18 protein-coding genes and 3 pseudogenes are annotated in these 25,426 nt (G+C 66.9%); 12 read left to right on the forward strand and 9 right to left on the reverse strand.

Annotated features, from left to right (window positions below; genetic code table 11):
• Positions 1-28 precede the first annotated feature (28 nt).
• Positions 29-1,069: a YihY/virulence factor BrkB family protein gene (locus tag ASF32_RS22910; RefSeq protein WP_056434187.1), complete on the reverse strand. Its 1,041-nt coding sequence runs from the start codon at positions 1,067-1,069 to the stop codon at positions 29-31.
• Positions 1,070-1,378: 309 nt separating this feature from the next.
• Here ASF32_RS22910 and ASF32_RS22915 point away from each other — a divergent pair, with 309 nt between their 5' ends.
• From ASF32_RS22915 to ASF32_RS22925, 3 genes are all read left to right on the forward strand, one after another.
• On the forward strand, positions 1,379-2,671 hold the full coding sequence (locus tag ASF32_RS22915; protein ID WP_244483693.1) for an alpha/beta hydrolase: 1,293 nt from the start codon (positions 1,379-1,381) through the stop codon (positions 2,669-2,671).
• 320 nt (positions 2,672-2,991) lie between these two features.
• Positions 2,992-3,426, forward strand: a complete 435-nt coding sequence (locus ASF32_RS22920) for a MarR family winged helix-turn-helix transcriptional regulator (protein WP_056434192.1) — start codon at positions 2,992-2,994, stop codon at positions 3,424-3,426.
• A gap of 7 nt (positions 3,427-3,433) precedes the next feature.
• The gene (locus ASF32_RS22925) at positions 3,434-4,207 is read left to right on the forward strand and encodes an NADPH-dependent F420 reductase (RefSeq protein WP_280136577.1); all 774 of its coding nucleotides are present in this window, start codon (positions 3,434-3,436) and stop codon (positions 4,205-4,207) included.
• Between the two features lie 395 nt (positions 4,208-4,602).
• Here ASF32_RS22925 and ASF32_RS22930 read toward each other — a convergent pair whose 3' ends face one another.
• The 4 genes and pseudogenes from ASF32_RS22930 to ASF32_RS22945 form a co-directional block, all read right to left on the reverse strand.
• Positions 4,603-4,836: a hypothetical protein gene (locus ASF32_RS22930; RefSeq protein ID WP_056434288.1), complete on the reverse strand. Its 234-nt coding sequence runs from the start codon at positions 4,834-4,836 to the stop codon at positions 4,603-4,605.
• Between the two features lie 256 nt (positions 4,837-5,092).
• The gene (locus tag ASF32_RS22935; protein WP_056434198.1) at positions 5,093-6,238 is read right to left on the reverse strand and encodes an alpha-hydroxy acid oxidase; all 1,146 of its coding nucleotides are present in this window, start codon (positions 6,236-6,238) and stop codon (positions 5,093-5,095) included.
• A 137-nt stretch (positions 6,239-6,375) separates the two neighbouring features.
• A pseudogene (locus ASF32_RS24905) lies at positions 6,376-6,696 on the reverse strand (L-lactate permease); the annotation flags it as partial.
• Positions 6,697-6,795: 99 nt separating this feature from the next.
• Positions 6,796-9,189, reverse strand: coding sequence for a transketolase (locus ASF32_RS22945; protein ID WP_056434204.1), 2,394 nt, complete (start codon positions 9,187-9,189; stop codon positions 6,796-6,798).
• Between the two features lie 106 nt (positions 9,190-9,295).
• On the opposite strand from ASF32_RS22945, the gene ASF32_RS22950 reads away from it, so the two are divergent.
• Positions 9,296-9,784 carry an Lrp/AsnC family transcriptional regulator gene (locus ASF32_RS22950; RefSeq protein WP_056434206.1) on the forward strand — a complete coding sequence of 163 codons (489 nt, stop codon included), beginning with the start codon at positions 9,296-9,298 and terminating at the stop codon, positions 9,782-9,784.
• 139 nt (positions 9,785-9,923) lie between these two features.
• Here ASF32_RS22950 and katG read toward each other — a convergent pair whose 3' ends face one another.
• Both katG and ASF32_RS22960 read right to left on the reverse strand, forming a co-directional pair.
• Positions 9,924-12,245 carry a catalase/peroxidase HPI gene (katG, locus tag ASF32_RS22955; RefSeq protein WP_056434208.1) on the reverse strand — a complete coding sequence of 774 codons (2,322 nt, stop codon included), beginning with the start codon at positions 12,243-12,245 and terminating at the stop codon, positions 9,924-9,926.
• A 336-nt stretch (positions 12,246-12,581) separates the two neighbouring features.
• Positions 12,582-13,133, reverse strand: coding sequence for an MFS transporter (locus ASF32_RS22960; RefSeq protein WP_082490489.1), 552 nt, complete (start codon positions 13,131-13,133; stop codon positions 12,582-12,584).
• Here ASF32_RS22960 and ASF32_RS25675 point away from each other — a divergent pair.
• From ASF32_RS25675 to ASF32_RS22980, 4 genes and pseudogenes are all read left to right on the forward strand, one after another.
• Positions 13,093-13,367, forward strand: a pseudogene (locus ASF32_RS25675) (transposase); the annotation flags it as partial. The gene ASF32_RS22960 and the pseudogene ASF32_RS25675 overlap by 41 nt on opposite strands.
• An 821-nt stretch (positions 13,368-14,188) precedes the next feature.
• Positions 14,189-18,337 (forward strand): hypothetical protein, encoded by a 4,149-nt coding sequence (locus ASF32_RS26945; RefSeq protein WP_162239927.1) that lies wholly within the window; start codon positions 14,189-14,191, stop codon positions 18,335-18,337.
• A 61-nt stretch (positions 18,338-18,398) separates the two neighbouring features.
• On the forward strand, positions 18,399-20,645 hold the full coding sequence (locus ASF32_RS22975) for a peptidase domain-containing ABC transporter (RefSeq protein WP_082490492.1): 2,247 nt from the start codon (positions 18,399-18,401) through the stop codon (positions 20,643-20,645).
• A gap of 133 nt (positions 20,646-20,778) precedes the next feature.
• On the forward strand, positions 20,779-21,978 hold the full coding sequence (locus ASF32_RS22980; protein WP_244483697.1) for an HlyD family type I secretion periplasmic adaptor subunit: 1,200 nt from the start codon (positions 20,779-20,781) through the stop codon (positions 21,976-21,978).
• Here the strand turns inward: ASF32_RS22980 and ASF32_RS22985 are convergent.
• A pseudogene (locus ASF32_RS22985) lies at positions 21,960-22,181 on the reverse strand (FAD-binding protein); the annotation flags it as partial. The gene ASF32_RS22980 and the pseudogene ASF32_RS22985 sit on opposite strands and share 19 nt — an antisense overlap.
• Positions 22,174-22,494, reverse strand: a complete 321-nt coding sequence (locus ASF32_RS22990; RefSeq protein ID WP_056434219.1) for a gamma-butyrobetaine hydroxylase-like domain-containing protein — start codon at positions 22,492-22,494, stop codon at positions 22,174-22,176. The pseudogene ASF32_RS22985 and the gene ASF32_RS22990, both read right to left, overlap by 8 nt.
• A 537-nt stretch (positions 22,495-23,031) precedes the next feature.
• Between ASF32_RS22990 and ASF32_RS22995 the strand changes: the two genes are divergently transcribed.
• The 4 genes from ASF32_RS22995 to ASF32_RS26745 all read left to right on the forward strand — a co-directional run bounded on the left by ASF32_RS22995 (position 23,032) and on the right by ASF32_RS26745 (position 25,415).
• The gene (locus ASF32_RS22995) at positions 23,032-23,511 is read left to right on the forward strand and encodes an OsmC family protein (RefSeq protein ID WP_244483694.1); all 480 of its coding nucleotides are present in this window, start codon (positions 23,032-23,034) and stop codon (positions 23,509-23,511) included.
• Complete coding sequence (locus ASF32_RS23000) at positions 23,508-24,470, forward strand: sulfonate ABC transporter substrate-binding protein (RefSeq protein WP_056434223.1); 963 nt, start codon at positions 23,508-23,510, stop codon at positions 24,468-24,470. The genes ASF32_RS22995 and ASF32_RS23000 overlap by 4 nt, the downstream gene beginning before the upstream one ends.
• A 344-nt stretch (positions 24,471-24,814) precedes the next feature.
• Entirely contained in the window at positions 24,815-25,189 is a 375-nt protein-coding gene (locus ASF32_RS26740) for an ABC transporter substrate-binding protein (RefSeq protein ID WP_056434225.1), read from the forward strand.
• On the forward strand, positions 25,167-25,415 hold the full coding sequence (locus tag ASF32_RS26745; RefSeq protein ID WP_244483695.1) for a hypothetical protein: 249 nt from the start codon (positions 25,167-25,169) through the stop codon (positions 25,413-25,415). The genes ASF32_RS26740 and ASF32_RS26745 overlap by 23 nt, the downstream gene beginning before the upstream one ends.
• Positions 25,416-25,426: the final 11 nt, after the last annotated feature.

Raw genomic sequence — 25,426 nt, forward strand, 5'->3', positions numbered from 1 at the left:
CGGCCGACGACCGCGATGGAGGGGGCCATCAGCGCCCCGGTCCGACGTTGTCGGCGGCGAAGGCGTCCCGGCCGCCGAGGGGTTTCGGCCGCCCCTCCGTGCTGTCGCGGGCGGTCTGGCGTTCCATCTCCGAGTTGATCTCGGCGCCGAGCAGGACGACCACGATCGACAGCCACATCCACGACATCAAGCCGATGCCGGCGCCGAGCGACCCGTAGATGCGGTTGTAGCTGTCGAAGCTGGCGACGTACCAGGAGAACACCCCGGAGGTGCAGACCCAGAGAAACGCCGCCAGCGCACTGCCCCAGGTCACCCAGCGCCATTTCGCCCGGCGCCGGCTCGGGCCGTAGCGATAGATCAGCGACAGGCTCAGACTCACCACGACCAGGATGACCGGCCACCGCGCCACGGACAGGAGCGTGTCGGCCAATCCCCCGAACCCGACCCGCTCCAGGATCGCGGGAAGGAGGACGACGACGCTGATCGTCAGGAGGAGAAACGCGGCCCCGCCGAGTGTGAACAGGAAGGTCGTGGCATAGAACCGGACCAGGGTCCGGTCCTCCCGCTCCCGGTAGATGACGTTGAGGGCATCGAAGAGGGCGCTGACGCCGGAATTCGCGCTCCACAGGGCGATGAGCAGGCTGATCGTCGAGGTGAGACCGAGCGACCCCGTGCTGCGTTCGGCGATCCGCACCAGCTGCTCGGCCAAAAGATCGAGGGCCGCGGTGGGGAGGATGTAGGTCAGGAGGCCGACATGCTGGCTGATCACGGCGGGATCGGAAAACACCCCGTAGATCGAGACCACGGCGACGAGACCGGGAAACACGGCGAGCAGGGCGAAGAAGGCGACGCCGCCGGCGGTGGTCAGCACGCGATCCTGCGGCAGGGCCCACAGGACACGCCAGAGGATGTCCTTCCATCCGGCCCCAGGAATGTCGGAGGGACGGCTGGCATCGCGGCCCCGGTCCGGCTCCCGCGCCCGCTGCCGGGCCGTCTCGAGGGCGGCGGAATCCTGCGACCGCGTGCCGACCGAGCGCCAGTCGTCTCCCTCGTCAACGTCCTGGACCATGGCTGCATCTCTGTGGGGGCCGGGTCGCGTCATCGGGCTGCAAGCCTCGGAACCGGCAAGCCTCGGAACCGGCGAAACCGGGAACCCGACGATGGGCGCCATCTCACCTTATGGCATCCGCCGGGACAGCGCATCGGCGTCAGAAAAGCACGGCGCATCGGCGCTGGAAAAGACCGGCGCATGAGGCGATCGCAATCCGAGCCGAGCCTGGGTCCCGCCTCAATCCTGCGATAGCCCGTACCGACCTTGACAGCCCGTTAACCGGCCGGTCGTCCAGGTTGCATGGGACGGCAGTTTTCGGGGGCACGAGTGTTCGGACGAATTGAACGGGATGGGCGTGCGGCGCTCGTCCTGACGGCACTACTCGCCCTGCCGGCCTGCGCCGGCCGCCCGTCCGGCGTGCTCCTGCCCATCGCCGATGCGGGGGCGGTGCCCGGGACCTCGCGTGTCGACATGCTCGTTGCGACGACCCGCAAATCCGCGGCGGACAAGGGCGTTCTGTTCTCCGGCGAGCGGGGCGAGGCCGTGACCTATACCGACCTCGCGGTCTCTATCCCGCCGGACGCCACGCGACAGCCCGGCTCGGTTCAATGGCCGAAATCCGTTCCGGGCAATCCGGCCACCGACTTCGTGGCACTGCGCGCCGACCCGGTCGAGCGGTCGAAGGTCGCCACCTGGACAGGTCGGTCGGTCCGGCGCGGGGCCAAGCGCCACGCTCTCGTCTTCGTGCACGGCTTCAACAACAAGTTCGAGGACGCGGTCTTTCGGTTCGCGCAGATCGTGCATGATTCCGGCGCCGAGGTCGCACCCGTCCTGTTCACGTGGCCGTCGCGCGGCAGTGTGCTCGCCTATGGGTACGACCGGGAGAGTACCAACTTCTCCCGCAACGCCCTGGAGACGCTGTTGCGCGACCTCGCGCGGGACCCGAATGTCGGTGAGATCACCGTCCTGGCCCACTCGATGGGCAACTGGCTCGCCCTGGAAAGCCTCCGTCAGATGGCCATCCGCGACAAGCGCGTGGCCCCCAAGATCCGAAACGTGATCCTGGCGGCACCCGACGTCGATATGGACCTCGCCCGCGCTGCGTTCCACGACATGGGCAAGGACCGCCCACGCCTGACGCTGATGGTGTCCGGGGACGACCAGGCTCTCGCCGTCTCCCGCTTGGTCTGGGGTGACAGCGTACGATTGGGGGCCATCGACCCTGCTGCCGAGCCCTATCGTTCCGAGTTGGAACGGGAGAACGTCGCAGTCCTGAACCTGTCGACAGTGAAGTCGGACGATGCGCTCAACCACGGCAAGTTCGCATCCGGCGAAGTCGTCGCCTTGCTGGGTAGACGGCTTGCCGACGGCCAGCCGATCTCGGACGGGCAGATCGGCATCGGCGACCGGCTGGTGAGTACGGCCGCGGGTGCCGCATCGACGGTGGCGACGGGGGCGGCGTTGGCGGTTGCGGCCCCGGTCGCGCTCGTCGACCCGCAGACCCGTGAAACATATGGCGAGCACCTGTCGAACATGGGCTCGGGCCTCCGCGACACCGTGGGCTCCACAGTCGACCTCGCCGGTGCCCCGGTTCGCGCGCTGGGTGGAAGCGGGCGTTAGCGGGTCGCTCGGACGGAGGCGGAGACGTCCGGTCTCACGGCGGGGCAGGGGCAGGGCGGGCGTCGGAGAATGCCGGCGTCCCGGCGCTACGACCCGATGAGATTCCGTTAGCTTCGTCAAGGCGCTGCTTCGTCGTCAGGATCGGCTTGGCTGCGTCCATGGCTTCGGGATGCCGTACCGATCTCCTCCACCGCTCTCGCGACCCGTTCCGGCCCCTCGTCGGCACGCCTGCTCCGCTGCAATGTCGGCATCGCGGGGGTTGACGAGCCGCTATCTCACAGCCAGTTATATAGTACACTACATGATAGCAAGCTTCACAAATGGCAGACGATCGACAAAGCACCGCCGCGGAATTCTCCTTCGCGCTCAACGCGGCCGCCAACCGCATGGTGCGGCTGCACAAGCCGTTCCTGGAGCCGCTGGGCCTGACGTTCTCGCAGTACCTCGTCGCCCTCGAATTGATGAACGGCTCACCGCAATCCGTAGGCGAGTTGTGTGCCCGGCTCGACATGGAGACCGGCACACTGACGCCGTTGCTCAAGCGGCTGGAAGCCGCTGGCGTGGTCACGCGGACGCGTGACGCGTCCGACGAACGCCGGGTTCTGATCGATCTCACCCCGCATGGCCGGGCCATGGAAGACGCGCTTCGCGGCATTCCCGACAAGATCCGGACGGCGTGCCAGCTGACCCCGGACGGCCTCGAATCGCTACGGCGCACGCTGGACGCTCTCGCGCGCCCGACCACCGCCCCCTGAAGGGGCCATCCATCCAACTGCACAGGAACCAGGCATGAACATCGGCGTCATCGGCACCGGCAATATCGGCGGCACGCTCGCCCGCAAGCTCAGCGCGGCAGGGCACGAGGTCCGCGTCGCGAATTCCAAGGGCCCCGACGGCGTCCGCGCCTTCGCCCAGGAGATCGGCGCGACTCCGGTCGATATCCGTGGCGCCGTCGAGGGCGCGGACCTCGTGATCCTGTCGATCCCGTTCCCCGCCGTGGCGACGCTGCCGAAGGACCTGTTCGACGGCTTGCCCGCGGCCACTCCCATCGTCGACACGGGCAATTACTATCCCGGCCTGCGCGATCCGCAGATCGCCGAACTCGACGCCGGGAAGACGGAGAGCGTCTGGGTGTCGGAACAGGTCGGCCGCCCCATCATCAAGGCGTTCAACAACATCCTCGCCCATTCCCTCGCCGAACTCGGTCGTCCGGCGGGTGCGCCCGACCGGATCGCCGTCGCCGTGGCCGGCGATGACGATGCCGCGAAGCGGACCGTCATGGGCATCGTGGACCAGATCGGCTTCGACCCGGTGGATGCCGGAATGCTGGCGGAATCCTGGCGTCAGCAGCCCGCCACCCCGAGCTATTGCTGCGACTACGACGCGGAGACGATGCACGAGGCCCTGCTCGCCGCGGTGAAGGGAGAGGCTCCGAAGACCTTGAACCGGGTCTACGGCCTCATGGGAAAGCTCGGTCCCAACCCCAGCCATGCCGACATCATCGCCATGAACCGTTCGGTGCATTCCGGCAATTGAGAACGGCCAACGCGAACCCTGGGAATACGCGACTTAAAAACCTGCTCCTGCACCGAGGTGACCCTGGCAGACCTGCCCGAAGCACTGGCGGCCGCCGATCTGGCACGCTCGCGCAGGCGGCGGGACCTGATGTTCGCAGTCTAACCAGGAGCGGTTCGAATTCGGGACCAATCCGGGTCGGGACTTCATCGTGTGGCTCTCGCAGATCCTCAACGCGGCTCAGAGCCAGCATTCCTGTCCGCCTCTCGTGACGGACAGGCCTCGGGATGGGCGTTCCAGGTGGCTCACGCCGAAGCCCAGTGGCTTCGAGGCCGTACGCGCCCGGCGCGTCGAGAGGCGAGGGGGCGCGCAGCCTGATGACGGATACACCGCGCCCGCCGGCTCAGGCGTCGATCTCATAGAAGAAGCTCGATTTGGTCGGCCGACATCACCACCGCATCCGGACGATGGCCGGTGAGGTCGGTCGCGTAGTGCAGCGCATCGTGCCGTGTGCGGAACAGACCGCCGCCGAGGCCGTGGACTTCCATGGCGACCCAGTTCCCCTGCGGGTCCTGGCCAACGATGAAGCGTCTGGAGGGAGGCTCGGCCGCTTTCGAGGCGAGGGCGGCGACCGGAATGGTGACAGGCATGGAACGGCCGGGGTTCGCGCGATCCATCGGTGGACCGCCCCCAAAAGCTGTATCCGGGCGCATAAAGGTTCGAGCGGGAGACGGCGGCTTCCGCATGACTATCCCATCAGGATTCCCCGCAAATGCAAGGACCGACCGGAAGACGCACTTGCGCGCTCCTAGGGCACCGCCCCGTCCATCTTACGCGGACGTATCCCATGACACCCGATCCCCAACGTTCTCGGAGATCGGGCATCGGGAAGGGACGGTATCCCTCTCAGACGAACCGCAGGTTGCTGCGCGTCAGCTGGTCGATGGACGCGCAGCCCATCAACCTCATGTCGCGTTCGATTTCGGACCGCATCAGGTCCAGGGCGCGCTCGACGCCCGGCTGACCGGCTGCGGCGAGAGGGAACAGGTAGTACCGACCCAGGCCGACCGCCTTCGCGCCGAGTGACAGGGCCTTCAACACGTGGGTACCGCGCTGAACGCCCCCATCCATGATCACGTCGATCCGGTCGCCGACCGCGTCCACGATCTCCGCGAGCTGATCGAATGCCGAGCAGGAGCCGTCGAGCTGGCGTCCGCCGTGATTCGACAGCACGATACCGGTGCAGCCGATCTCGACCGCGCGCTTGGCATCGTCCACCGACATCACGCCTTTGAGGCAGAACTGGCCGCCCCATTCCCGAACCATGGCGGCCACGTCGTCCCATGACAGGCAGGGATCGAGCATCTCGGTGAAGTAACGGCTGATCGAGAGCGCGCCCCCACCCATGTCCACATGGCCGTCGAGCTGAGGCAGCTTGAAGCTCTCGTGGGTCAGGTAGTTGATCGCCCAGGCCGGCTTCACCGCGAACTGCATCATCCCGGCGAGGGTCAGGCGAAACGGGATGGAGAAGCCCGTCCGCTTGTCGCGTTCGCGGTTGCCGCCCGTGATGCTGTCGACCGTCAGCATCATCACCTCGATACCCGCCTGCTTGGCCCGTTCCATCATCGCGCGGTTCAGGCCGCGGTCCTTGTGAAAGTAGAACTGATAGACCTGCGGACCGCTGCTGATCCGGCGTGCCTCTTCCAGGCTCACCGTCCCGAGGGAGGACACGCCGAACATCGTTCCATGCTTGCCGGCCGCAGCGGCGACGGCCCGCTCGCCCTCGTGGTGGAACAGCCGCTGCAAGGCGGTCGGCGAGCAATAGACCGGCATGGCGAGCTTCTGGCCCATCACCGTCACGGACATGTCGATCTCGCCCACGCCACGCAGGACGTTGGGGACGAGTTGGCAAGTCTCGAACGCGGCGGTGTTGCGCCGGTAGGTCACTTCGTCGTCCGCTGCCCCGTCGATGTAGTCGAAGATCGGTCCCGGCAGGCGCGCCTGTGCCATGCGGCGGAAATCGTGGAAGCTGTGACAGTCGCTCAGACGCATCGTGGGTCTCCGCGGGCGCGTCGCGCCATCGCCGAATGAAGGAAAGAAGCGGGGGCGCTCCTGCGCCCCCTGCCAAGATCTGCGCTCTCTTATCGCCGAACCGGCATCCACTTCGGCGGTGAGCGCTCTAGCAGGTTTCAATGCGCCGGGACCATGGCTGTGAAGGACGGCAGATAGGTTTGCGGCATCACCAGCACACCGACGAGGCAGGCAAGCGCGATCGATTGGAAGATGTCGTAGCGCAATATCCTCGCCTCAGTGCCCTACCACTGCGTCGCAGTGGAGGCGACGACGATGGACTGCGCGTCGATCATCTTGCCCATTACGCCCCCGGAGGAGTTGGACGCGGCCATCAGGACCGGCGACAGCCCGAGTTGCACCGCCGTGATCTTCTGCAGGCCGCCGAACAACACGTTCGAGGCCGCAAGGGCAACACCGAACCAACCCAGCATGGCACCGGTGCCGGAGTACGCGGTGACAGATGCACCACATCGGCACCGCTCACGCCAACGGCGTGCAGCGCGAGGAAGCGGATGCGGATGCAGCGGGCGTCAGGCTCAAGCGAGTTGGAGATGCCGGATCCGGCGACCCGGGGCGATGGCCTGGGCCGCCGTGGCGATGCCCCGTGCATCGATGCCGAAATACCGGTGGAGGTCGGCGATCGTGCCGGTCTGCCCAAAATGCGAGACGCCGAGGGCGCGGGTGCGGTGGCCCATCACCGAGCCGAGCCAGCCGAGGGTGGCGGGGTGGCCGTCGAGGACGGTGACGAGGCCGCAATGGCTGGGCACGTCGGCGAGCAGTCGCTCGATATGGCTCGACGCGCCCGGCGCCCCCCGCTCGCGCAGCCCTTGCGCGGTATTCCAGCCGGCCTGCAGCCGGTCGGCGGAGGTGACGGCGAGGAGGCCGACATCGCGCCGATCCTCGGCCATCAGGCCCGTGGCGGCGATCGCCTCGGGGGCGATGGCGCCCTGATAGGCGACGACGACCTCCGCGTTCGGGCCGGGCCGGCGCAGCCAGTAGGCCCCCGCCACCATGTCGGCGGCAAGATCCGAATCGATCACTCGGACCGGCTGCTCCACGACCCGCGTCGAGAGCCGGAAATAGGCCGAGCCGCCGGCCGCATCGGGCAGGCAGGTGACCGGGTCGGGCTCGGGCGCGCCGCTCCGCTGCATATGCGCGAAGGCGAAGCGCAGCAGCACGGCGAGTTCGTCCACGAAGGCCGGCTCGAAGGCGGAGAGCCCGTCCTGGCCCATGCCGATCAGCGGCGTCTTGATCGACTGATGGGCGCCGCCCTCGGGGGCGAGGGTGATGCCGGCCGGCGTCGCCACCAGGATGAAGCGCGCATCCTGGTAGCAGGCGTAGTTCAGGGCGTCCAAGCCGCGCTCGATGAAGGGATCGTAGAGGGTGCCCACCGGCAGCAGGCGCTCGCCGAAGATCGCGTGCGACAGGCCGAGCGCCGAGAGCGCGGTGAACAGGTTCGATTCGGCGATGCCGAGTTCGAGGTGCTGGCCGGTGGGCGCGAAGGTCCAGTTGAAGGTCGAGGGAATGCGCTCCTGGCGGAAGAGGTCGGCCATGGCTTGCTTGGCGAAGAGGCCGCGCCGGTTCACCCAGGCACCGAGATTGGTCGAGACCGTGACGTCGGGCGAGGTGGTGACGATGCGCGCCGCGAAGGCGCCGTCGGTCTTGGCGATCTCGTGCATCAGCAGGCCGAACCCGGCTTGGGTCGAGAGCGAGGCCTGCCTCGGAGTCGCGAAGCGCTCCGGCACCGGGATCGCCGGGGCCTCGTAGCGGCGGCGCCCCCGCTGGACGAAGGGCACCTCGGCGAGGAAGCGCCGCATGGCCTCCGGCGCGATGTCGAGGCCCTCGAAAGGGTCCCATTCGCGGCCGGGCCGGATGCCCATTTCGGCCCGGAAGCCCTCGACCTGGGTCGGGGTCAGCAGGCCCGCATGGTTGTCCTTGTGGCCTGCGAGCGGCAGGCCGTGGCCCTTGATCGTGTAGGCGATGAAGCAGACCGGGCGGTCATGGGCGCGGGCCGCCTCGAAGGCCTCCAGCAGCATGGGCAGGTCGTGGCCGCCGAGATTGCCCATCAGGGCGGCGAGTTCCGCATCCGAGCGCCGGTCGATCAGGGCCGACACGTCGCCCTGGTCGCCGAGTTCCTCCGTGAGGCGCCGCCGCCAGGCCGCGCCGCCCTGGAAGGCCAGCGCCGAATAGGTCTGGTTCGGGCAGGACTCGATCCAGTCCTTCAGGTGCTCGCCGCCCGGCTCCGCGAAGGCGGCGCGCTGGAGCGTGCCGTGGCGGAGCACGACGACGTCCCAGCCGAAATTGCGGAACATCGCCTCGAACTTCGACCACAATCCCTCGCGCACCACCGCGTCGAGGCTCTGGCGGTTGTAGTCGACGATCCACCAGGTGTTGCGCAAGCCGTGCTTCCAGCCCTCCAGCAGGGCCTCGAAGATGTTGCCTTCGTCCATCTCGGCATCGCCGATGAGGGCGACCATCTTGCCCTCGGGCCGCTCGCCGCCCCACCCCTTCGCCCGTACGTAATCCTGCGTCAGCGACGCGAAGAGCGTCTGCGCCACGCCGAGGCCGACCGAGCCCGTGGAGAAGTCGACGTCGTCCACGTCCTTGGTGCGCGACGGATAGGACTGGGCGCCGCCGAAGCCGCGGAAGTTCTCCAGCTTCTCACGGGTCTGCTGGCCGAACAGGTATTGCAGGGCGTGGAAGACCGGGCTCGCATGGGGCTTCACCGCGACCCGATCCTCAGGGCGCAGCACGGCGCCGTAGAGCGTCGTCATGATCGCGCAGAGCGAGGCCGAGGAGGCCTGGTGGCCGCCCACCTTCAACCCGTCCGCCGAGGCGCGGAGGTGGTTGGCGTTGTGGATGATCCAGGTCGAGAGCCAGAGGCTCTTCCGGGCCAGCGCGGTCAGGTGGGGTAATCGCGGATCGCTCATGGGCCAATCGTAGCCATGGCGTGGGGCGAAAAGGGACCAAACCCACTTGCCGGATGCAAGGATTGTGGCTCAGATCGGCTGCCGGGGTCACGATCGCGAGTGTTCTGTGCCAAAAGCCGATTTCGACGCCATCGACTGCAATATCCTCGTCGCGCTCCAGGAGGATGCCCGTCTGACGGTGCTGCAGCTCGGCGAACGGGTCGGGCTTTCCGCCTCGCCCTGCGCGAGGCGCGTGCGCCGCCTGGAGGCCGCCGGGGTGATCAAGGCCTACGTGGCGGTCGTCGACCAGACGGCGGTCGGGCTGCCGGTCAGCGTCTTCGCCTCGGTGAAGCTGGAACGCCAGCGCGAGGAGGAGCTCGACCGCTTCACCATGGCCGTCATCCGCTGGCCGGAGGTGGTCGATTGCTACCTGATGACGGGGCAGCGCGACTACCTGCTCCGGATCGTCGTCGAGGATCTCGAAGCCTACGAGCGCTTTCTCAAGAACAAGCTCACCCGCCTCGACGGCGTCGCAGCGATCGAATCGAGCTTCGCCCTCGGCCAGATCAAGCGCGCGAACGCGTTGCCGATCCGAGCGGAGGATGGAAAACGGTGATGACCGGGCCTCGCCCTCGATCCGCTGGGGTCGGAACAACCAGGCGATGACACATCGCCTCTGAGCCGACCTGCTCTCGTGGTGCCCCCGGCCCACCGAAGGGTGGAACGGAGGCACGGGTTGCTCGCAGCCGCGACGATCAGGCCGCCATGGGTCCGTAACGACGGTGACCCTTCACGTCGAACCGGTCCAGCATCATGACCTTGTCCCAGACCCGCACGAAATCCGCCACGAACCGGCTTTGGCCATCGCTGCCGGCATAGGCATCGGCGATGTTGCGCAGCTGCGCGTTCGACCCGAAAACGAGATCGTTGCGCGTGGCCTGGAACTTCGTCTGCCCGCTCTCGCGGTCCTTGAGGGCGAAGGACGTCCCGGCCGAGTCGGCCTTCTCCCAGACCAGATTCGTATCGGTCAGGTTCCGGAAGAAGTCCGTCGTCAGCACGCCGACCCGGTCGGTGAAGATGCCCCGGTTCGACCCGTCGTGGTTGGCGTTGAGGGCACGCAGGCCGCCGGTCAGCACCACCCATTCCGGCGCGGTCAGCGTCAGCAGGTTGGCCTTGTCGAGGAACATCTCCTCCGGCGCCAGACGCTGCGCCATCTCCCCGAACCCGTCATCGACGTAGTTGCGGAAGCCGTCCACGACGGGCTTCAGCCACTGGAACATCTCGACGTCGGTCAGGTCCTGCGTGGTATCGACCCGGCCGGGCGTGAACGGCACCTGCGTCTCGACCCCGGCGTCCCGAGCCGCTTTCTCCACGGCGACGCAGCCGGCGAGCACGATGAGGTCGGCCAGCGAGACCTGCTTGCCGTCGCTGCGCCCATGGTTGAAGTCGGCCATGACCCCACGGAGCGCCTCGACCACGGGTGCGGCTCGCCGGTTGACGGCCCAATCCTTCTGCGGGGCCAGGGCGAGCCGGCCGCCATTGGCGCCGCCGCGCTTGTCGCTGTCCCGGTAGGTCGAGGCCGCCGAGAAGGCCGTGAAGGCCAGGTCCGAGACCGAGAGGTTCCGGGCCAGGATCGCCTGCTTGAGGGCGGCGATCTCGGACTCGCCGACCGGGGCATAGGCGGCATCGGGGATCGGATCCTGCCACAGCAGACCGTTCTCGATCGTCACCTCCGGGCCGAGGTAGCGGTGCTTGGGGCCCATGTCGCGGTGGGTGAGCTTGTACCAGGCCTTGGAGAAGGCCTGCGTGAAGGCATCGAAGTCGTTGAGGAACTTCTCGCAGACCTTGCGGTATTCCGGATCGACCTTGAGGGCGATGTCGGAGGTCATCATCATGAGGGGATGCATCTGCCCCGCCACATGGGCGTCGGGGGTCTTGGGCGCGTTCGGATCCGTCGGGGTCCATTGCAGGGCACCGGCCGGGCTCTTGGTCTGCTCCCACTCGAACCGGAAGAGGTTCTCGAGGTAGGCATTGTCCCACTGGGTCGGATCGGGGGTCCAGCTGCCCTCGATGCCGTTCGTCATCGTGTCCTTGCCCGAGCCGGCGCCCTTCGGGTTGTGCCAGCCGAGCCCCATCGCCTCCATCGGCGCCATCTCGGGCGGCGGTCCGATCTCCTTGGCGGGCGTCATGCCGTGGCTCTTGCCGAAGGCATGACCGCCGGCGATGAGCGCCACGGTCTCCTCGTCGTTCATGGCCATGCGGGTGAACGTCGTCCGGATGTCGTTGGCCGAGCCCTGCGGGTCCCCGTTCGCGTAGGGTCCCTCGGGGTTCACGTAGATCAGCGATTGGTGGGAGGCGGCGAGGGGGTTCTCCAGGTCGTAGTCGGCGTCGCCGTTCTTGCCGCGCCAGCGCTCGTCACGGTTGACCATCTCGTCGAAGCTCGAGACCTTGCCCATCTCGACGACCTCGGGGCCCCAGTAGGTGGCGTTGTCCGCCTCCCAGGCGTCGAGACGTCCGCCAGCGAATCCGTATGTCGGCAGGCCCATGATCTCCAGGGCGCAATTGCCGGTGAGCACCATCAGGTCGGCCCAGGAGAGGGCGTTGCCGTATTTGTGCTTGATCGGCTGCAGCAGCCGGCGCGACTTGTCGGTGTTGCCATTGTCCCACCAGCTCGAGATCGGCGCGAAGCGCTGCATCCCGGTGCCGGCCCCGCCCCGCCCGTCCGCGATGCGGTAGGTACCGGCCGAGTGCCAGGCCATGCGGACCATCTGCGGGCCGTAATTCTTGTAATCGGACGGCCACCACGCCACCGACGAGGTCAGGAACTGCTTGATGTCGCTTTTCAGGGCATCGAGGTCGATCGTCCGGAATGCGCTGCCGTAGTCGAAATCCGGTCCGAGCGGATCCGACGCGACCCCATTCTGGTGCAAGAGTTCGACCCTCAGACGGTGGGGATACCAGTTCTCCAGTGCCGGACGGCTGCCGAGTGCTCCGCCGATGCGATCGCCGCCAAACGGGCACTTGCCGGCCATCGGGTACGATTCGGTATTGGTCTTGTCGATCATCAACTCGTTCATCAACGTTTCCCTTGGCGCAGGGCCGGCGCCATCGGACGGATCGGGTCGCCTGTCTGTCGCCTGATGCGACGTGGAGCGTGCAACGCCTCGAGCGACAGCAACTTTCGCGCGACCCGACGCTGCGAGCGAAATCTGGCGCGTCTAACAAAAATCAAGGTGCGGTCGCCTTCGATCTTTGCGGGACGCCGTCGGAAACGCCTGACGCGAAGCCGCCTCACGTTTGCGCGAGGCCTCGGCGCGCAACCCGCTTCAGAGCCGAGCGCGATGATGCGCACAGCGGTAGTACCGCAAACGTCGCTCTGCCGAGGGAGATCGCGAGGGGGATCGGGTGCGTTATCATCCGATCCTCCGGGCGACGGGAGCGAGGCGATCCGATGCGACCGCCGCCAGGAGGCCGATGCTGAGGCCGACGGCCATCAGAAAGGGGAGACGCGGCTCGACGTAATAGAGGGAGATGCCGAGGATCGGCCCCACCACGAATCCGAGAGCCATAGCGGCGGAGACCAGTCCGGCGGCGGCGCCCTGCTCAGCCTGCCCGACCGCCAGGGAGGCCGTGGTCTGCAGACCCGGCATGATGACGCCGTAGCCGACGCCCAAGGCGGTACAGCCAGCGACGATGAGGGCAAGATTCTGTGCCAAGGCGAGGGCGACGAAACCTGTCAGTAGTCCTGCCGCTCCAAGTCTCAGCATCGTACGCGGCGTCGGCGAGAGCTGTCTGACGATGAGGATCTGGCTCGCCAGGGCGGCCAACGCGAAACCGGCCAGGGCGAAGCCGACGTGTCGCGTCGCAGCCGCAGAATCGAGGCCGAGCAGGTCCTGGACGTAGAAGGACAGGGTCTGCTGGGTCAACCTCGGCAGCCACAAGGGGCCTGCCGTGCGAGCCGCCATCGAGGCCGCGGGCGCACAGCTGTTGTTCCTCCCGCCCTACAGCCCTGAACCGAAGGACCGCGCAGCGACTTCAACTCTATCGAGATGGCCTTCTCGGAGCTGAAAGCGCTGCTGCGCAAAGCCGAGGAACGGACCGTCGAGGGAATGTGGTCGGCCATCGGGCGCCTCGTCGACGCCGTCACACCCGACGAGTGCGCCAACTTCTTCGCCGCAGCAGGATATGAGCCAGATTAAATCGCGAACGCTCTAAGGGTGGTGGCTCGGGGCTCATAAGGAGCGTGGCTCTTTCCTTTCAGCGGAAAGAAGCTCGTGTCCATATTCTGCAGCATGACAACCGATTTGCTCTGGCAGTTCGCCCGGCTGCCCGAGCGCAGACGAGCTTGGCGGTAGCGTCAGAGTCAGCCTGGGATCGGTGGATCGAACGAGGTCGGGGCGACCACGTACAACAATTCATTGCATGTCGTTTTATTAAGGTTCCGCTCACCTTGGTGTCATCCCAGCTACGGCATTCAATTGTTTATCAAGTTCTGGCTGCGCCGTTGCCTCGTTGCTTCAGGAGCGGGCCATAAAGATGGACCGTATCCCCAGATGTGACGACAAAAGGTTAGAGCATGTCTGGCGCGACTATCGAAAATCAGGCAAATCCTGAGGGTGGGACTGTACAGGAGGCCGTCAATACGACCGCCGGCGGTACAGAAGTCAGCATCCTTTTGCAGGGACTGCGAAGGGCAGTCGGGCCTAACGGGGGTCCACCGACCGTCCCGGGGGTGGCAGGCGAAGACAGCGTGCTCGATGAATCGAGCGGCTATGGCTCCACGATTCTGAGGGATGCGGAGAATTACGGGACTAGATCGGCGTTCGCACAAGGCTTCAATGACTGGGCGGCCAACTTCGCGAGCTCACTGTCGCCAGATGGAGCTGCAGTCTTCATTAGATCACTTGGGTATCTTGGAAACGCTGTGAGAGTCGGAGGCGAGTTCGCCGGGCCGGCTTCTGCCGTGGTCGCGGCGGGCATCCTACTTTATCCGGTGGCCAAGGGGTCGCCGGATGAGCAGGTGTCGACGCTGCAACCCGGCACCCCTTGGAACCCGGACGGCACGCCCACGGCGCCATCGATCCTCCCCACCCATGGGGCAGTGCAAGTCCTCGCTGTCGCCAATCAAGCCCAGCTCGCCGCCGCCATCGAGACGGTCAACGCCTCGCCTGGCAACTACGCGATCCATGTCACGGCCGACATCTCCCTGAATGCGGACCTTCCAGCGCTGAACCAGCCCCTCGGCGTGGTTCGGATCGACGGCGAAGGACACGTGCTCGACGGTGCCGATACTTACCGCGGCCTGATGGTGGACGATACGCAGGCTCTCTTGAAAGACCTTACTATTCAGGACGCTGTCGCCCAGGGGGGCGCCGGCGGCATTGGCAAGGCCGGCGGCGGCGGCGGCGCGGGTCTCGGTGGCGGCGTGCTTGCGGTCAACCACGCGACGATCGCCCTCGATGACGTCTCGTTCACGAACGACGCCGCCACCGGCGGACAGGGCGGCGCAAGGGAGGCCGGCGCTCTGCTCGGGAGTGCGGGCTATGGCGGCGGCGGTGGCATGGGCGGCGCCGGGGGAGCGGGAAGCGCCTGGCATTCGAGCGTCGGGGGTGTGTTCGGCGATATCGGCCAGCACCTCAACCCCCTAGTTCAGGCCGACGAGGACGATGGGCGGGACGGCAGCAGCGGCGGTGGCGGCGGCCTCGGCATTGCGGCGACGGGGAGCGCCAGCGGCCCTGGTGGGCGCAGTTCCATCCTGACCGGCGCGGATGGTGGCTTGGGCTTGGACGATGGCACATCCGCCAACAACGATGCCGCGGGCGTCGGTGGAGGCCTCGGCGCCAATGGCGTTCAGGGCGGTTGGGGAGGCGGTGGCGCCGGCAGCGCCGGAGATGGCGACAGCGGCGACGTCGGCGGTAATGGCGGGTATGGCGGCGGCGGCGGCGGTGGTGGTGGAGCCGCCGGCTACGGCGGTGGCGGTGGCGGTGGTGGCGGCGCCGTTGGCATCATGGGCGTCGACCAGGGCCAGGCCGGATTCGGCGGCGGTGCCGGTGCTACGGACGGCGGTGGCGGTGGAGCGGGTCTCGGCGGCGGTGCCTTCGCCGACGCTACCAGCACGATCAGTATCGAAGGTGGCAGCTTCACCGGCGACACGGCGACCGGTGGCCAGGGTGCGAGCGGTGGAGGAAGCGGCCAGGGATACGGAAATTCGATCTTCCTCTCGGGCAATCAGGTCCTGACGGCCTTCGCCAAGCCGGGCGAGACGACGACACTCGGTGGGGGAATCTCCGACCAGTCCGGCGTCCATGATCCGAGCGGTCAGGGCGGCGCGGCAGTGGTGATGGCCGTCGGCGGCGGTACCGTCGCGATCACGGAAGAGAACGCCCTCTCGGGAGGCATCGTCATCGGTGACGGCACTACGCTGGAGCTCGCGGTGAGCGGGGCCGCAGGCGCCACCAGTGCGATCGCCTTCGGAGATACCGGCGACGGCGCGACCTTGCGCGTGGATGCTCCCGCCCTTCCCGCTGGCGGCCTTCTCGTTACGGGCTTGCGCGATATGCAGACCGGTGATCGGGTAGACTTCGCAGGTCTCGCCGGTGCGACCCAGGTCACGGTTGGGACGGTCGGCGGAGCCATGGCTACGGACGGGCAAACCGCGACACAGGTCACGGCCTCGAACGGCGCGCAGTCGGAGTCGGTCCTGATCGAAGGTCTGAACGCCGGGGCTACCTTCGCCGTGGCGAGCGATGGCCAGGGCGGCTCGACCTTGACCATGACCCAGGCGATGCCGGCACCGACTGGGTTGGTCGAGACGACCGCTGCGGATGGCTCGCCGGTCGTGTCCGGTCAGGCCCAGGCCGGAAGCTCCGTCACCCTGTATCAGGTGCAAGCGCAGGCTGGCATCCTGCTTCAACTCGGGACTGCGACCGCCACATCGAATGGCACGTTCAGCCTGTCGCCCGATACTCTGCCGGATGTCGGTGCCGGCCCCGTCGTGGCCATGGCTGCCGACGCCTCGGGCAACCAGTCGGTGCTGTCCGCCGCACTCACCCTTCCGGCCGGGACCGGCGGCACGCCGCCCGCCACCGATGCGAGTTTCGGCATGCCGGCCCCGGGAAGCATCGTCCTGCGCGTCGGCACCGAGGCGCAGCTCACGGCGGCCATCGATCAGGCCAATGCCGGCACAACGCCGGGGCCGCTGGCGATCGAGTTCACCAACGACATCACCCTCGCTAGCGGTGACCTGCCCATTCTCGACGCAGCAAATTCTGTCGCGCTCATGGGCAACGGCTACACATTGGATGGTGATCATGCCGCGCGTGGGCTGATGGTGTTCGGGGGCCTCGTTGCCGTCAATAACCTCGCCATCGCCGATACTGTGGCACAGGGTGGAACAGGCGGGAGCGGGGCAGCCGGCGGCGGCGGCGGAGCGGGTCTCGGTGGCGGCCTCATGGTGGCCGGGACCGCGAACGTTGCCCTCGACGACGTCAACTTCTCCGACGATACCGCCCAGGGCGGTATCGGTGGTGCTAGCGCGTTGAGCACAGGCGTAGGTGGCGGCGGCGGCCTTGGTGGAAATGGGGGCGACGGATCGAGCGACGGCATGTCGTCCGGCTCTCATTATGGTGCCAATGGCGGCGGCGGCGGGATCGGCAGGGCCTCTACGGGTGGGGATGGCGTGGGCTCCGACGGCGGCAATGCGCAGGGCGTCGTCGGTACTCTTATCAACGCCCCAACGGATCAAGGAAGCAGTCTCAAAGGCGTCACCGGTGGCATTGAGGGCGGCGGCGGCAACGGTGGAAACATCGATCAAGACCCAACCAATGGTGGCGGTGGCGGCATCTACGGTTTGAGCGGTGCCGACACGAGCGAGGGGGGCGATGGCAGCACGGGCGGCTGGGGCGGCGGCGGCGGCGGCAACAACACCTTCGGTGGTAATGGTGGCTTCGGAGGCGGCGGTGGCGCTGGTCTGGGCAATGGCGGCGGCATCGGTGGCTTCGGCGGCGGCGGCGGGGGCGGTCTTCCAATTCTGCAGGACACGGGCCATCAAGGGGGATTTGGCGGCGGAGCCGGCGGGAGCGGCAGCATCGCAGGTAGCCAACTGGGCGGTGGCGGCGGCCTGGGTGCGGGAGGCGCGGTCTTCGTCGAGCAGGGGTCGAGCCTGACGGTCGTCAATTCCGGCAGCACGGGCGATACCGTCGCCGGCGGCCAGGGACAGAACGGCGGCGGCGACGGTCAGGCCTATGGCGCGGGCTGGTTCATTCAGGGCAATCAGGCGATCACACTCGGGGCTCTCTCCGGTCAAACCACGACCATCAACGACGTCATTTCCGACGAGACCGGGTCACATGACGCAAGTGGCGCGACCGGTGCCGGTACCGTAATCGCCGCAGGGCCCGGCACGGTCGCGCTCGAGGTGCAGAATACCTATACCGGCGGCACCGTCATCGACGGCGGCACCCTCGAACTCGGTGCGGCCGGTGCGGCCGGCACCGGCGACATCACGTTTGCAACCGGCAATGTGGGCACGCTGAAGGTGGACGCGGCGGTCACGAGAAGCGGCGCCCTCCTCAATGGCATCTCCGGACTGGCGGCCGGCGACGCGATCGACCTCGCCGGCGTCGCGTACCAGCAGGGGGCGATGACCCAGGCCATCGGTGCGCCCGGTAGCGCACCAACCGCCGCCGGCGGTATGGCAGCCTCGCAGGTGCTGATCGGCAACGGCACAGACCATGCCGTTCTGGCGATCGAGGGACTGGCACCGCAGGCTGCCTTGACCCTGGCGAGCGACGGCCAAGGGGGAACTCTGGTGAGCCTCGCTCAGCCGGCCGGGACTGCCTCAGCCGATTCCTCGGCCGTAGCCGCAGCCGCTCCGGGGGGCGCCGATGCGGCACCTGCGACGGAGCTGTTCACCCTGCCGCCAGGGCAGATCAGCAGCCTTGGAACCGGCGATCCACGGAATGCGGTCAACAGCATGCTGTTTCAGGCCTCGTCTCCTCCCGGAGTTGCGGTCCCGGTTCCCGCGCCAGCCGGTGGAGTCGCGGCGGCGATCCACGATCCGGAGGCGCAGGCCGGTCTCTTGCCGATGCCCGGAGAGGACGACCGTCACGGAGTAGCGGGGCTCGCCCACGAGTCCGGTCAAGCCACCTCAAGCCTCCATCAACGCTGAAACGAGCCGTGCGGCCTCTTTCGGGAGGCCGGACACCCTCAGATCTGCCAGGACCACAACGATGCCGGACTCCCCTTCCACCGCCGGCCCGCCTCCTGGCGGGCCGGACGGTTCCGATCCGGCTGAACTGCGCATCGCCGCCGTCGCGGCGGCGGCGCGCTTTCACGGCATCGACCTCGATCGCACCCGGTTGAGGGAGGAGGGCGTGCCACCCTCAACCGCTGCTTTGGCGGCTTGGCTATCGGAGGCAGGGCTCTGGGCGCGGGCGGTCAAGCTCTCCTGGCGCCAACTCGCCCAGGCCGCACCCGACCGCCCGGTTGTCGTGCTCTTCACCGATGGAAGCGCCGGCCTGGTCGTCGCAGCCGATACCAAGCGCGACCTCGCCTGGCTGCGGGATCCGGCTAATCCACGGGGCGAGCCGGTCCCGATGGACGCCCTGCGGCTTTCACAATGGTGGTCGGGCGAGGCGCTATTGGTTCGGAAGGGACGTGGCGTTGCGCAGGCCGAGGCACCGTTCGGTTTCGCCTCCGTGGCCCGCCTGGTTTTTGGCGAACGCGAAATCCTTCGCCACGTCGTGCTGGCATCCCTGGTCCTCAGCGTCCTGGCCATCGTTCCCGCGCTGCTGACCTCCATCGTGCTCGATCGGGTGCTGGTCTATCAGAGCTGGTCCACCCTGACCCTGGTGGGCGTCATGGTCGGCATCACTGTGCTGTTCGAGGCGCTGCTGACCCATGCTCGAGGCGAAGCGCTACAGGTTCTGTCTACCCGGATCGACGCACAGCTCAATCTTGCTGTGTTCGAGCGACTCCTGATGTTGCCGCTCGATCATTTCGAGCGGCATCCCACGGGCGAGACCAACCACCGCATCGGCCAGATCTTCCGGATTCGCGCGTTTCTGACCGGAAAGTTGATGAGTACCGTCCTCGACGGCACCACGCTGCTGGTGTTGCTGCCGGTGGTGTTCTGGCTTCAACCCATCCTTGCCGCGATGGTGCTGGCAGCGTCCGGCGTCGTCGCCCTCGTGATCATAGCCTTCATGCCGGCGATGCGCCGCGCCTATGGCCGGGCGATCGCTGCCGAGGTGCGCAAGAGCGGGCTTCTGGTCGAGACGGTGCAGGGCATCCGGACGGTCAAGTCGCTGGTGCTCGAGCCGCAACGGCGGGAGGCATGGGACGCCGCCGTCGCCGAGGCTGGCCTCGCGCAGGTTGCGGCGGGCCGGCTCGGCCGCTGGCCGCGCACCCTGACCCTCCCGGCGGAGCGCTTCATCGATCGCGGGGTCCTGCTGGTTGCCGCCTACCTCGTTCTCGACGGAGTCTCCGGCGTACAGGTCGGTGCGCTCGTCGCCTTCGTCATGCTGAGCGGCCGACTCGCGGCGCCCCTCATCGGTTTCGCCCGGCTGCTCGAAGACGTGGAGGAGGTTCGCACATCCGTGCAGCAGGTCGCGCTGGTGCTGAACAACCCGACCGAGACCGCGGCGATGCAAGGCGGCATCTCACCGCGGATCGCCGGCGCCCTGCGCCTCGAAGGCGTAAGCTTCACCTATCCCGGAGCCCGTGGACCGGCCCTCGACGGCGTTTCATTCGGAATCCCGGCCGGAACGATGCTCGGTATCGTCGGCCGCTCCGGCTCAGGCAAGAGTACCATTACGCGGCTTCTCCAGGGGATCAGCCGAGACTATTCCGGAACGGTGCGGGTCGATGGGACCGACCTGCGTGAGATCAACTTGGCGCATCTGCGCCGTTCGTTCGGCATCGTGCTGCAGGACAACGTACTGTTCCGCGGGACGGTCGCCGACAATATCCTGGCCGGACGTCCCAATCTCACCCTTGAAGACGCCATGGAGGCGGCCCGTCTCGCGGGAGCGGACGAGTTCATCGAGCGCCTGCCGCAGGGCTACGGCACGTGGATCGAGGAGGGCTCGTCCAATCTGTCCGGGGGCCAGCGTCAGCGTCTCGCCATCGCGCGAGCCTTGGTCGCCGACCCGCCGGTGCTGATCCTCGACGAAGCCACGAGTGCCCTCGATCCCGAGAGCGAGGCAGTGGTGAACGCCAACCTGCAGCGGATCGCCCGCGGTCGCACGATGGTGATCGTGTCGCACCGCCTGTCCTCGCTCCTGGATTGCGACCTCATCGCGGTTCTCGACCAAGGACGCCTCGTCGATATCGCGCCGCACGACGCGCTGGTCGAGCGATGCGCGATCTACCAGCAGCTCTGGCGTCAGCAAAACCGTTACCTCGCTCGTGAACCCAAGGGGCGGCCGGTCCAGGCGCCGGCCGATGCCCACGAACTTGTCGCGGCGGAGATCTGAGATGTACGGGTTCCATCGTCAGCCGGACGACGGCGCTGCCGCTCTCCTCGACTTCGCCGGCCCCAGCCGCGCCCTGGTCACGCTGCCAATGCAGCCGCTGGCGCGCAGCACTACCCTAGTGATCAGTACGCTGATGCTGAGCAGTCTCGCGGCGCTCGCGTTCATCCCGATCGACAAGGTGGTCACCGGACGCGGCATCGTGGCGGCCCCTAACGGGACGCTCGTGGTGCAGCCGCTGGACACCAGTATCGTGCGCGCCATCCACGTCGAACCCGGGCAACTGGTTCGCAAGGGCGACATGCTCGCTCAACTCGATCCCACCTTCACCGGCTCGGACCAGTCGAGCCGGCAGGAGCAGGTCGCGAGCCTGACGGCCCAGATCGAGCGACTCCAGGCGGAGATCGCCGGTCGGCCCTACGCCCCTTCGACGCAGGATCCCGTGCACGTGCAGCAGGCCGCCCTCTTCGAAGAACGTGTGGCCGAACACCGCGCGACCCTCGCGCGCTTCGACGCCGAGACCGGCGCGCTTCAGGCGCAATTGCAGCGGGCGCAGACCGACGTCGCGATCGGCACCAAGCGTCTCGGCATCGCCACCGATCTGGCGAGCCGCCGGGCCGAGTTGCAGCGGCTGCAGGTCGGCAGCCTGATGAACACGCTGGCGGCCAACGACACACAGGCGCAGATGCAACAATCCCTCGAGGAGGCACAGAGTGCCGTCACGGCGGGACTGAGCGCCCTGGAAGCCAAAGCCAGCGAACGCGAGGCTTATGCCCGCGGCCGGATCGCCCACAACGAGGCGGACCTGACGTTGCTACAAAGCCGGCTCTCAGGCGCCCAGGCGGCTCTGGCCAAGGCGAACTTGCGCCAAGGACTGGTCTCCTTGAGGGCACAGGCCGATGCGATCGTGCTGAGTGTCGCCCGTGTTTCCGTCGGGTCGGTGCTGCAATCCGGCGCGGAACTGATCACCCTCGTGCCGAACGACGCTCATCTCGAGGTGGAAGCGGCGGTGTCGGGTCGTGATATCGGCTGGGTCCGGCCCGGCCAGGCCGTGACGGTGAAGTTCGATACTTTGCCGTTCTCGCGCTACGGAACGGCACAGGGAACCGTCCAGGCGATCAGCCCTGCAAGCTTCACCGAGCGCTCGGACCCGGCCGCGGCATCCCTGCCGCGGCAGGATAGCACCGAGCCATACTACCGGGTCAGGATTTCCCTCGACCGGACAGCCCTGCACGACGTGCCGGAGGGGTTTCGGGTGGTATCGGGCATGCCGGTGGCAGCGGATGTCTCTGTGGGCCGACGCACGGTGCTGGACTATCGCTCGGGAGTGGCATAGCCTGGGATGACGGCGTTGTTCAGCCCGTCCATTCCCATTGCGATCGCGCCCGAACGCTTCACATTTGCTTTCTCCAGGAGCACGACCCTGGCTTTCGGGTTGCGCAGCTTGGCCTTCAGGGCTGCCATTGGGCCCGCCGTGCCGCCGCCGATGACCAGGACGTCGCACGCGATCTCCGACGTGGCATCGTGAATCTCATCCATGGCCGGCCTCGGATGTGGTGCTGGCGCCCTCGGCCAGCGTGCGCAGGTAGGACCACGGGAAAATCCCCCGGTCGTGACCGTCGGAGAAGACGAGGTTCACCGCATAGGCGCCCACCGGCAGGACATCGCGGATCACCAGATCCGCCGTTGGGACCGAGGGGACCGCATCCACGGATGCCCGCACCGAGCCTGCGCTCCGACTTCCCGCCCTGAGGGTCGCGGCCGACAGGGACGAGACGGTGCCGTCCTCCCACCGGACGTCGAGGCGTCTGGACCCTTTCGTCAGTCTGATCTCGCGTGGGATGTCCACCATCGCCTCCTTCTCGTCGAGCCGAAGGCCAGGGAGACCGGCGGCTCGGAACGGTTAGAGCGGAGGGCGTGCCCGGTTGTTAAGAAACTAATTGCCTCGGCGGCGAGCCCGGCCTTAAAGCCAAGCCATCACGCCAAGCCTTGCAAGGCGGTTTGCCGCCCAGAGCCTGTCCGTGCCGGCAACGCGAGCGCTGACGTTGCAAACATCCCCCTTTTCAAGCGGATGAGCATGCGGGCCATGACGTCAAACCGAACGCTGTCCGACGGGCGGTTCCAGGTCCCGCTCGTCAGAGTCGGCGGCATCGGGAAACCCTGACATCGGGATTTTCCAGAATATCGTTCCCATATTCATCACAACAACGAACGCTCATTCTGCTGCATGAAGGCTATACAGAGGCATACGCAATACGCCTCTGGGTTCATCCGCGGATGCAAGCACTGTAGCGGCCAGCCGATGAGCGAAATAGATTTGTATCTCGAAGACAAACGCCGCGCGCTTGATTCTCGCCAAGAGCGCGTCCGGCAGGGCAAGGTTTCCGCGGTGCCCCTGACGGCGCGCGCGTCGGTGGAGGGCCGCAGCGGCGTGCGCCGCATCGGAATTCGCCGGCACGCGATCGTGTCCGACAGCCAGCCCGACTTCGCGGGGTTCGACCTCGGGCCGAGCTCCCCGGAGCTTCAGCTCGGCGTCCTCGGCTCCTGCCTCGCCCATACGATCCTGATCCAGGCCGCCCTTCAGGATCTGCCGATCACCTCCCTGGAGGTCGAGGTCGCGGGGACGTTCGACCCGCGGGCGGGCACGGAGGGCTTCGAGGATATCCCCGTGCATCCGCGGGACCTGACCTACGAGGTACGCCTCGATTCACCGGCCGAACCGTCGACGGTCCAGGCGTTTCGGGCCCGGGTCGAGAAGGCCTGCCCCATCCTCAATCTGCTTCGCCTGCCACAATCCGTGAGCGGCCGCTTCACCCACACCGCGCCCGGCCATGGGGCGGATGCCACTCTACAGGAGACGAACCCGTGACGATGACCCGACGCCGTGTGCCGGCCTTGCTTCTTGCCCTCGGAACGGGCCTCGCGGCCTTTACTGGGGCGGTCGCCGATGAGAGCGCACCCAAGGACTTCCGCATCGGCTATCAGAAGATCGGCCTTATCGTCGTCGCACGCCAGCAGGGCGTGATCGAGAAGCGCTTGGCGTCCCAGGGCACAAAGGTACAGTGGGTCGAGTTCCAGGCGGGACCACCCCTGCTCGAAGCTTTGAGCGCAGGCAGCATCGACTTCGGCTATACCGGCGACGCGCCACCGATCTTCAATCAGGCTGCGGGCGGCAATCTCGTTTATGTCGCCGCCTCGGCGCCCTCGGGAGACGGAGAGGCGATCCTGGTCAAGGAGGATTCACCGATCCGCTCGGTTGCCGACCTCAAGGGCAAGAAGATCGCGTTCGGACGTGGCACCTCTGCGCACAACCTTCTCATCGCCGCTCTTGAGAAAGCTGGCCTGACCTTCGCCGACATCACGCCGGCCTACCTGACGCCGGCCGATGCCGGCTCGGCCTTCGCCAACGACAGCGTCGACGCCTGGTCGATCTGGGACCCTTACTTTGCTGTCGCGCAGGCGCGGAGCAAGACACGAGTTCTTGCCACCTCGGGCCAGACCCTCGACGTGTCCGCCTATTTCCTGGCGAACAAGACCTTCGCCGACAAGCATCCGGGCGTCGTGGTCAGCGCCCTGTCGGCACTCTCCGAGGCGGCGGCCTGGGCCGAAGGACATCGCGACGAAGTGGCCCAAGCGCTAGCGACCGTGACCGGTATTCCCTTTGCGATCCAGAAGACGGCTGCGGACCGAACGCAGTTCGGTGTGCGGCCACTTTCCGACCCGATCCTTGCGAACCAACAGGCGACGGCGGACCGGTTCCATCGCCTCGGCCTGATTCCCCGCGCCATCCAGGTCCGTGACGCCGTATGGACACCGCCTCGCACCTGAACGCGGCTGCCTCGGTCTGTTGCAGAGTTGAATCGCCTTTAGAACGCCCGATGAGACGAATACGACGTCGTTCGGCTTTCGTCCGAAAACTGAGTTGCCGGAAGAACCGCCCGGCATTAGACGAACAGATGTCGGTATCGATCTTGCTACCCCGTAGAAAAACCATCTACTAAATCGAATTAATATAGTATTCAGTCGATCTTATTGTAGTGTAGCTGATGAGTACATTGTTCAATACGCGGACATCGTGGCTTGGCGGGACAGCTCGGCTGTCTTGGCCTTCGGCGTGTGTGATTGGGGGCGGCGGAATGGTGTTAAGAAATATGCGAGGCGTCGCAGGTGTGATGCTAGCGCTCGCGGTAAGTCCGGTATGCGCAGAGCCCGAGCGGCAAGACGGGACCCTGACCGCGATCGTCCAGCCAGAGCCGGTGATCCTGACCGCGGCGGTCAGTTCAGCCGCTCCAACCGGGGTGGTAAGCGGGACAATTTTCGACGGGCTCGTCGACTACGACCGCGACCTCAAGCCGATTCCGGCTCTCGCCACGGCCTGGGAGACTGCACGCGACGGGCTCAGTCTGACCCTGCACCTGCGCTCCGGCGTGAGCTGGCACGACGGCCAGCCTTTCACGGCGGCGGACGTTAAATGGACCCTCGAGAACGTCTGGACCAAGATCCATCCGCGCGACCAGATCAGCTTTGGCCCAGATCACCTTTGGTAAGGTGACGACCGTCGAGACGCCCGATCCGCTTACCGTGATCCTGCGCCTCAGCCAGCCCTCGCCTGCGATCCTATCGTCCCTCAATAGCAATGGCGCGCAGGTGCTTCCCAAGCACCTCTATGAGGGCACGGACGTGCTCTCGAACCCTTACAATAAAAAGCCGGTCGGCACGGGTCACTCCTTGATGCTGCCGTGGGATACCTGTCGCTCCCGCTGTTTCTCCTGATCTAGGAAGCC

Source organism: Methylobacterium sp. Leaf91 (assembly GCF_001422815.1).
GTDB lineage: Bacteria > Pseudomonadota > Alphaproteobacteria > Rhizobiales > Beijerinckiaceae > Methylobacterium.

Bases quoted from the DNA above. Each gene is read 5' to 3' on its own strand.
- ASF32_RS22910 (WP_056434187.1), bottom strand. From the start codon at position 1,069: ATGGTCCAGGACGTTGACGAGGGAGACGACTGGCGCTCGGTCGGCACG.
- ASF32_RS22920 (WP_056434192.1), top strand. From the start codon at position 2,992: ATGGCAGACGATCGACAAAGCACCGCCGCGGAATTCTCCTTCGCGCTC.
- ASF32_RS22930 (WP_056434288.1), bottom strand. From the start codon at position 4,836: ATGCCTGTCACCATTCCGGTCGCCGCCCTCGCCTCGAAAGCGGCCGAG.
- ASF32_RS22935 (WP_056434198.1), bottom strand. From the start codon at position 6,238: ATGCGTCTGAGCGACTGTCACAGCTTCCACGATTTCCGCCGCATGGCA.
- ASF32_RS22945 (WP_056434204.1), bottom strand. From the start codon at position 9,189: ATGAGCGATCCGCGATTACCCCACCTGACCGCGCTGGCCCGGAAGAGC.
- katG (WP_056434208.1), bottom strand. From the start codon at position 12,245: ATGAACGAGTTGATGATCGACAAGACCAATACCGAATCGTACCCGATG.
- ASF32_RS22960 (WP_082490489.1), bottom strand. From the start codon at position 13,133: ATGGCGGCTCGCACGGCAGGCCCCTTGTGGCTGCCGAGGTTGACCCAG.
- ASF32_RS22975 (WP_082490492.1), top strand. From the start codon at position 18,399: ATGCCGGACTCCCCTTCCACCGCCGGCCCGCCTCCTGGCGGGCCGGAC.
- ASF32_RS22980 (WP_244483697.1), top strand. From the start codon at position 20,779: ATGCTGAGCAGTCTCGCGGCGCTCGCGTTCATCCCGATCGACAAGGTG.
- ASF32_RS22990 (WP_056434219.1), bottom strand. From the start codon at position 22,494: ATGGTGGACATCCCACGCGAGATCAGACTGACGAAAGGGTCCAGACGC.
- ASF32_RS26740 (WP_056434225.1), top strand. From the start codon at position 24,815: ATGCTAGCGCTCGCGGTAAGTCCGGTATGCGCAGAGCCCGAGCGGCAA.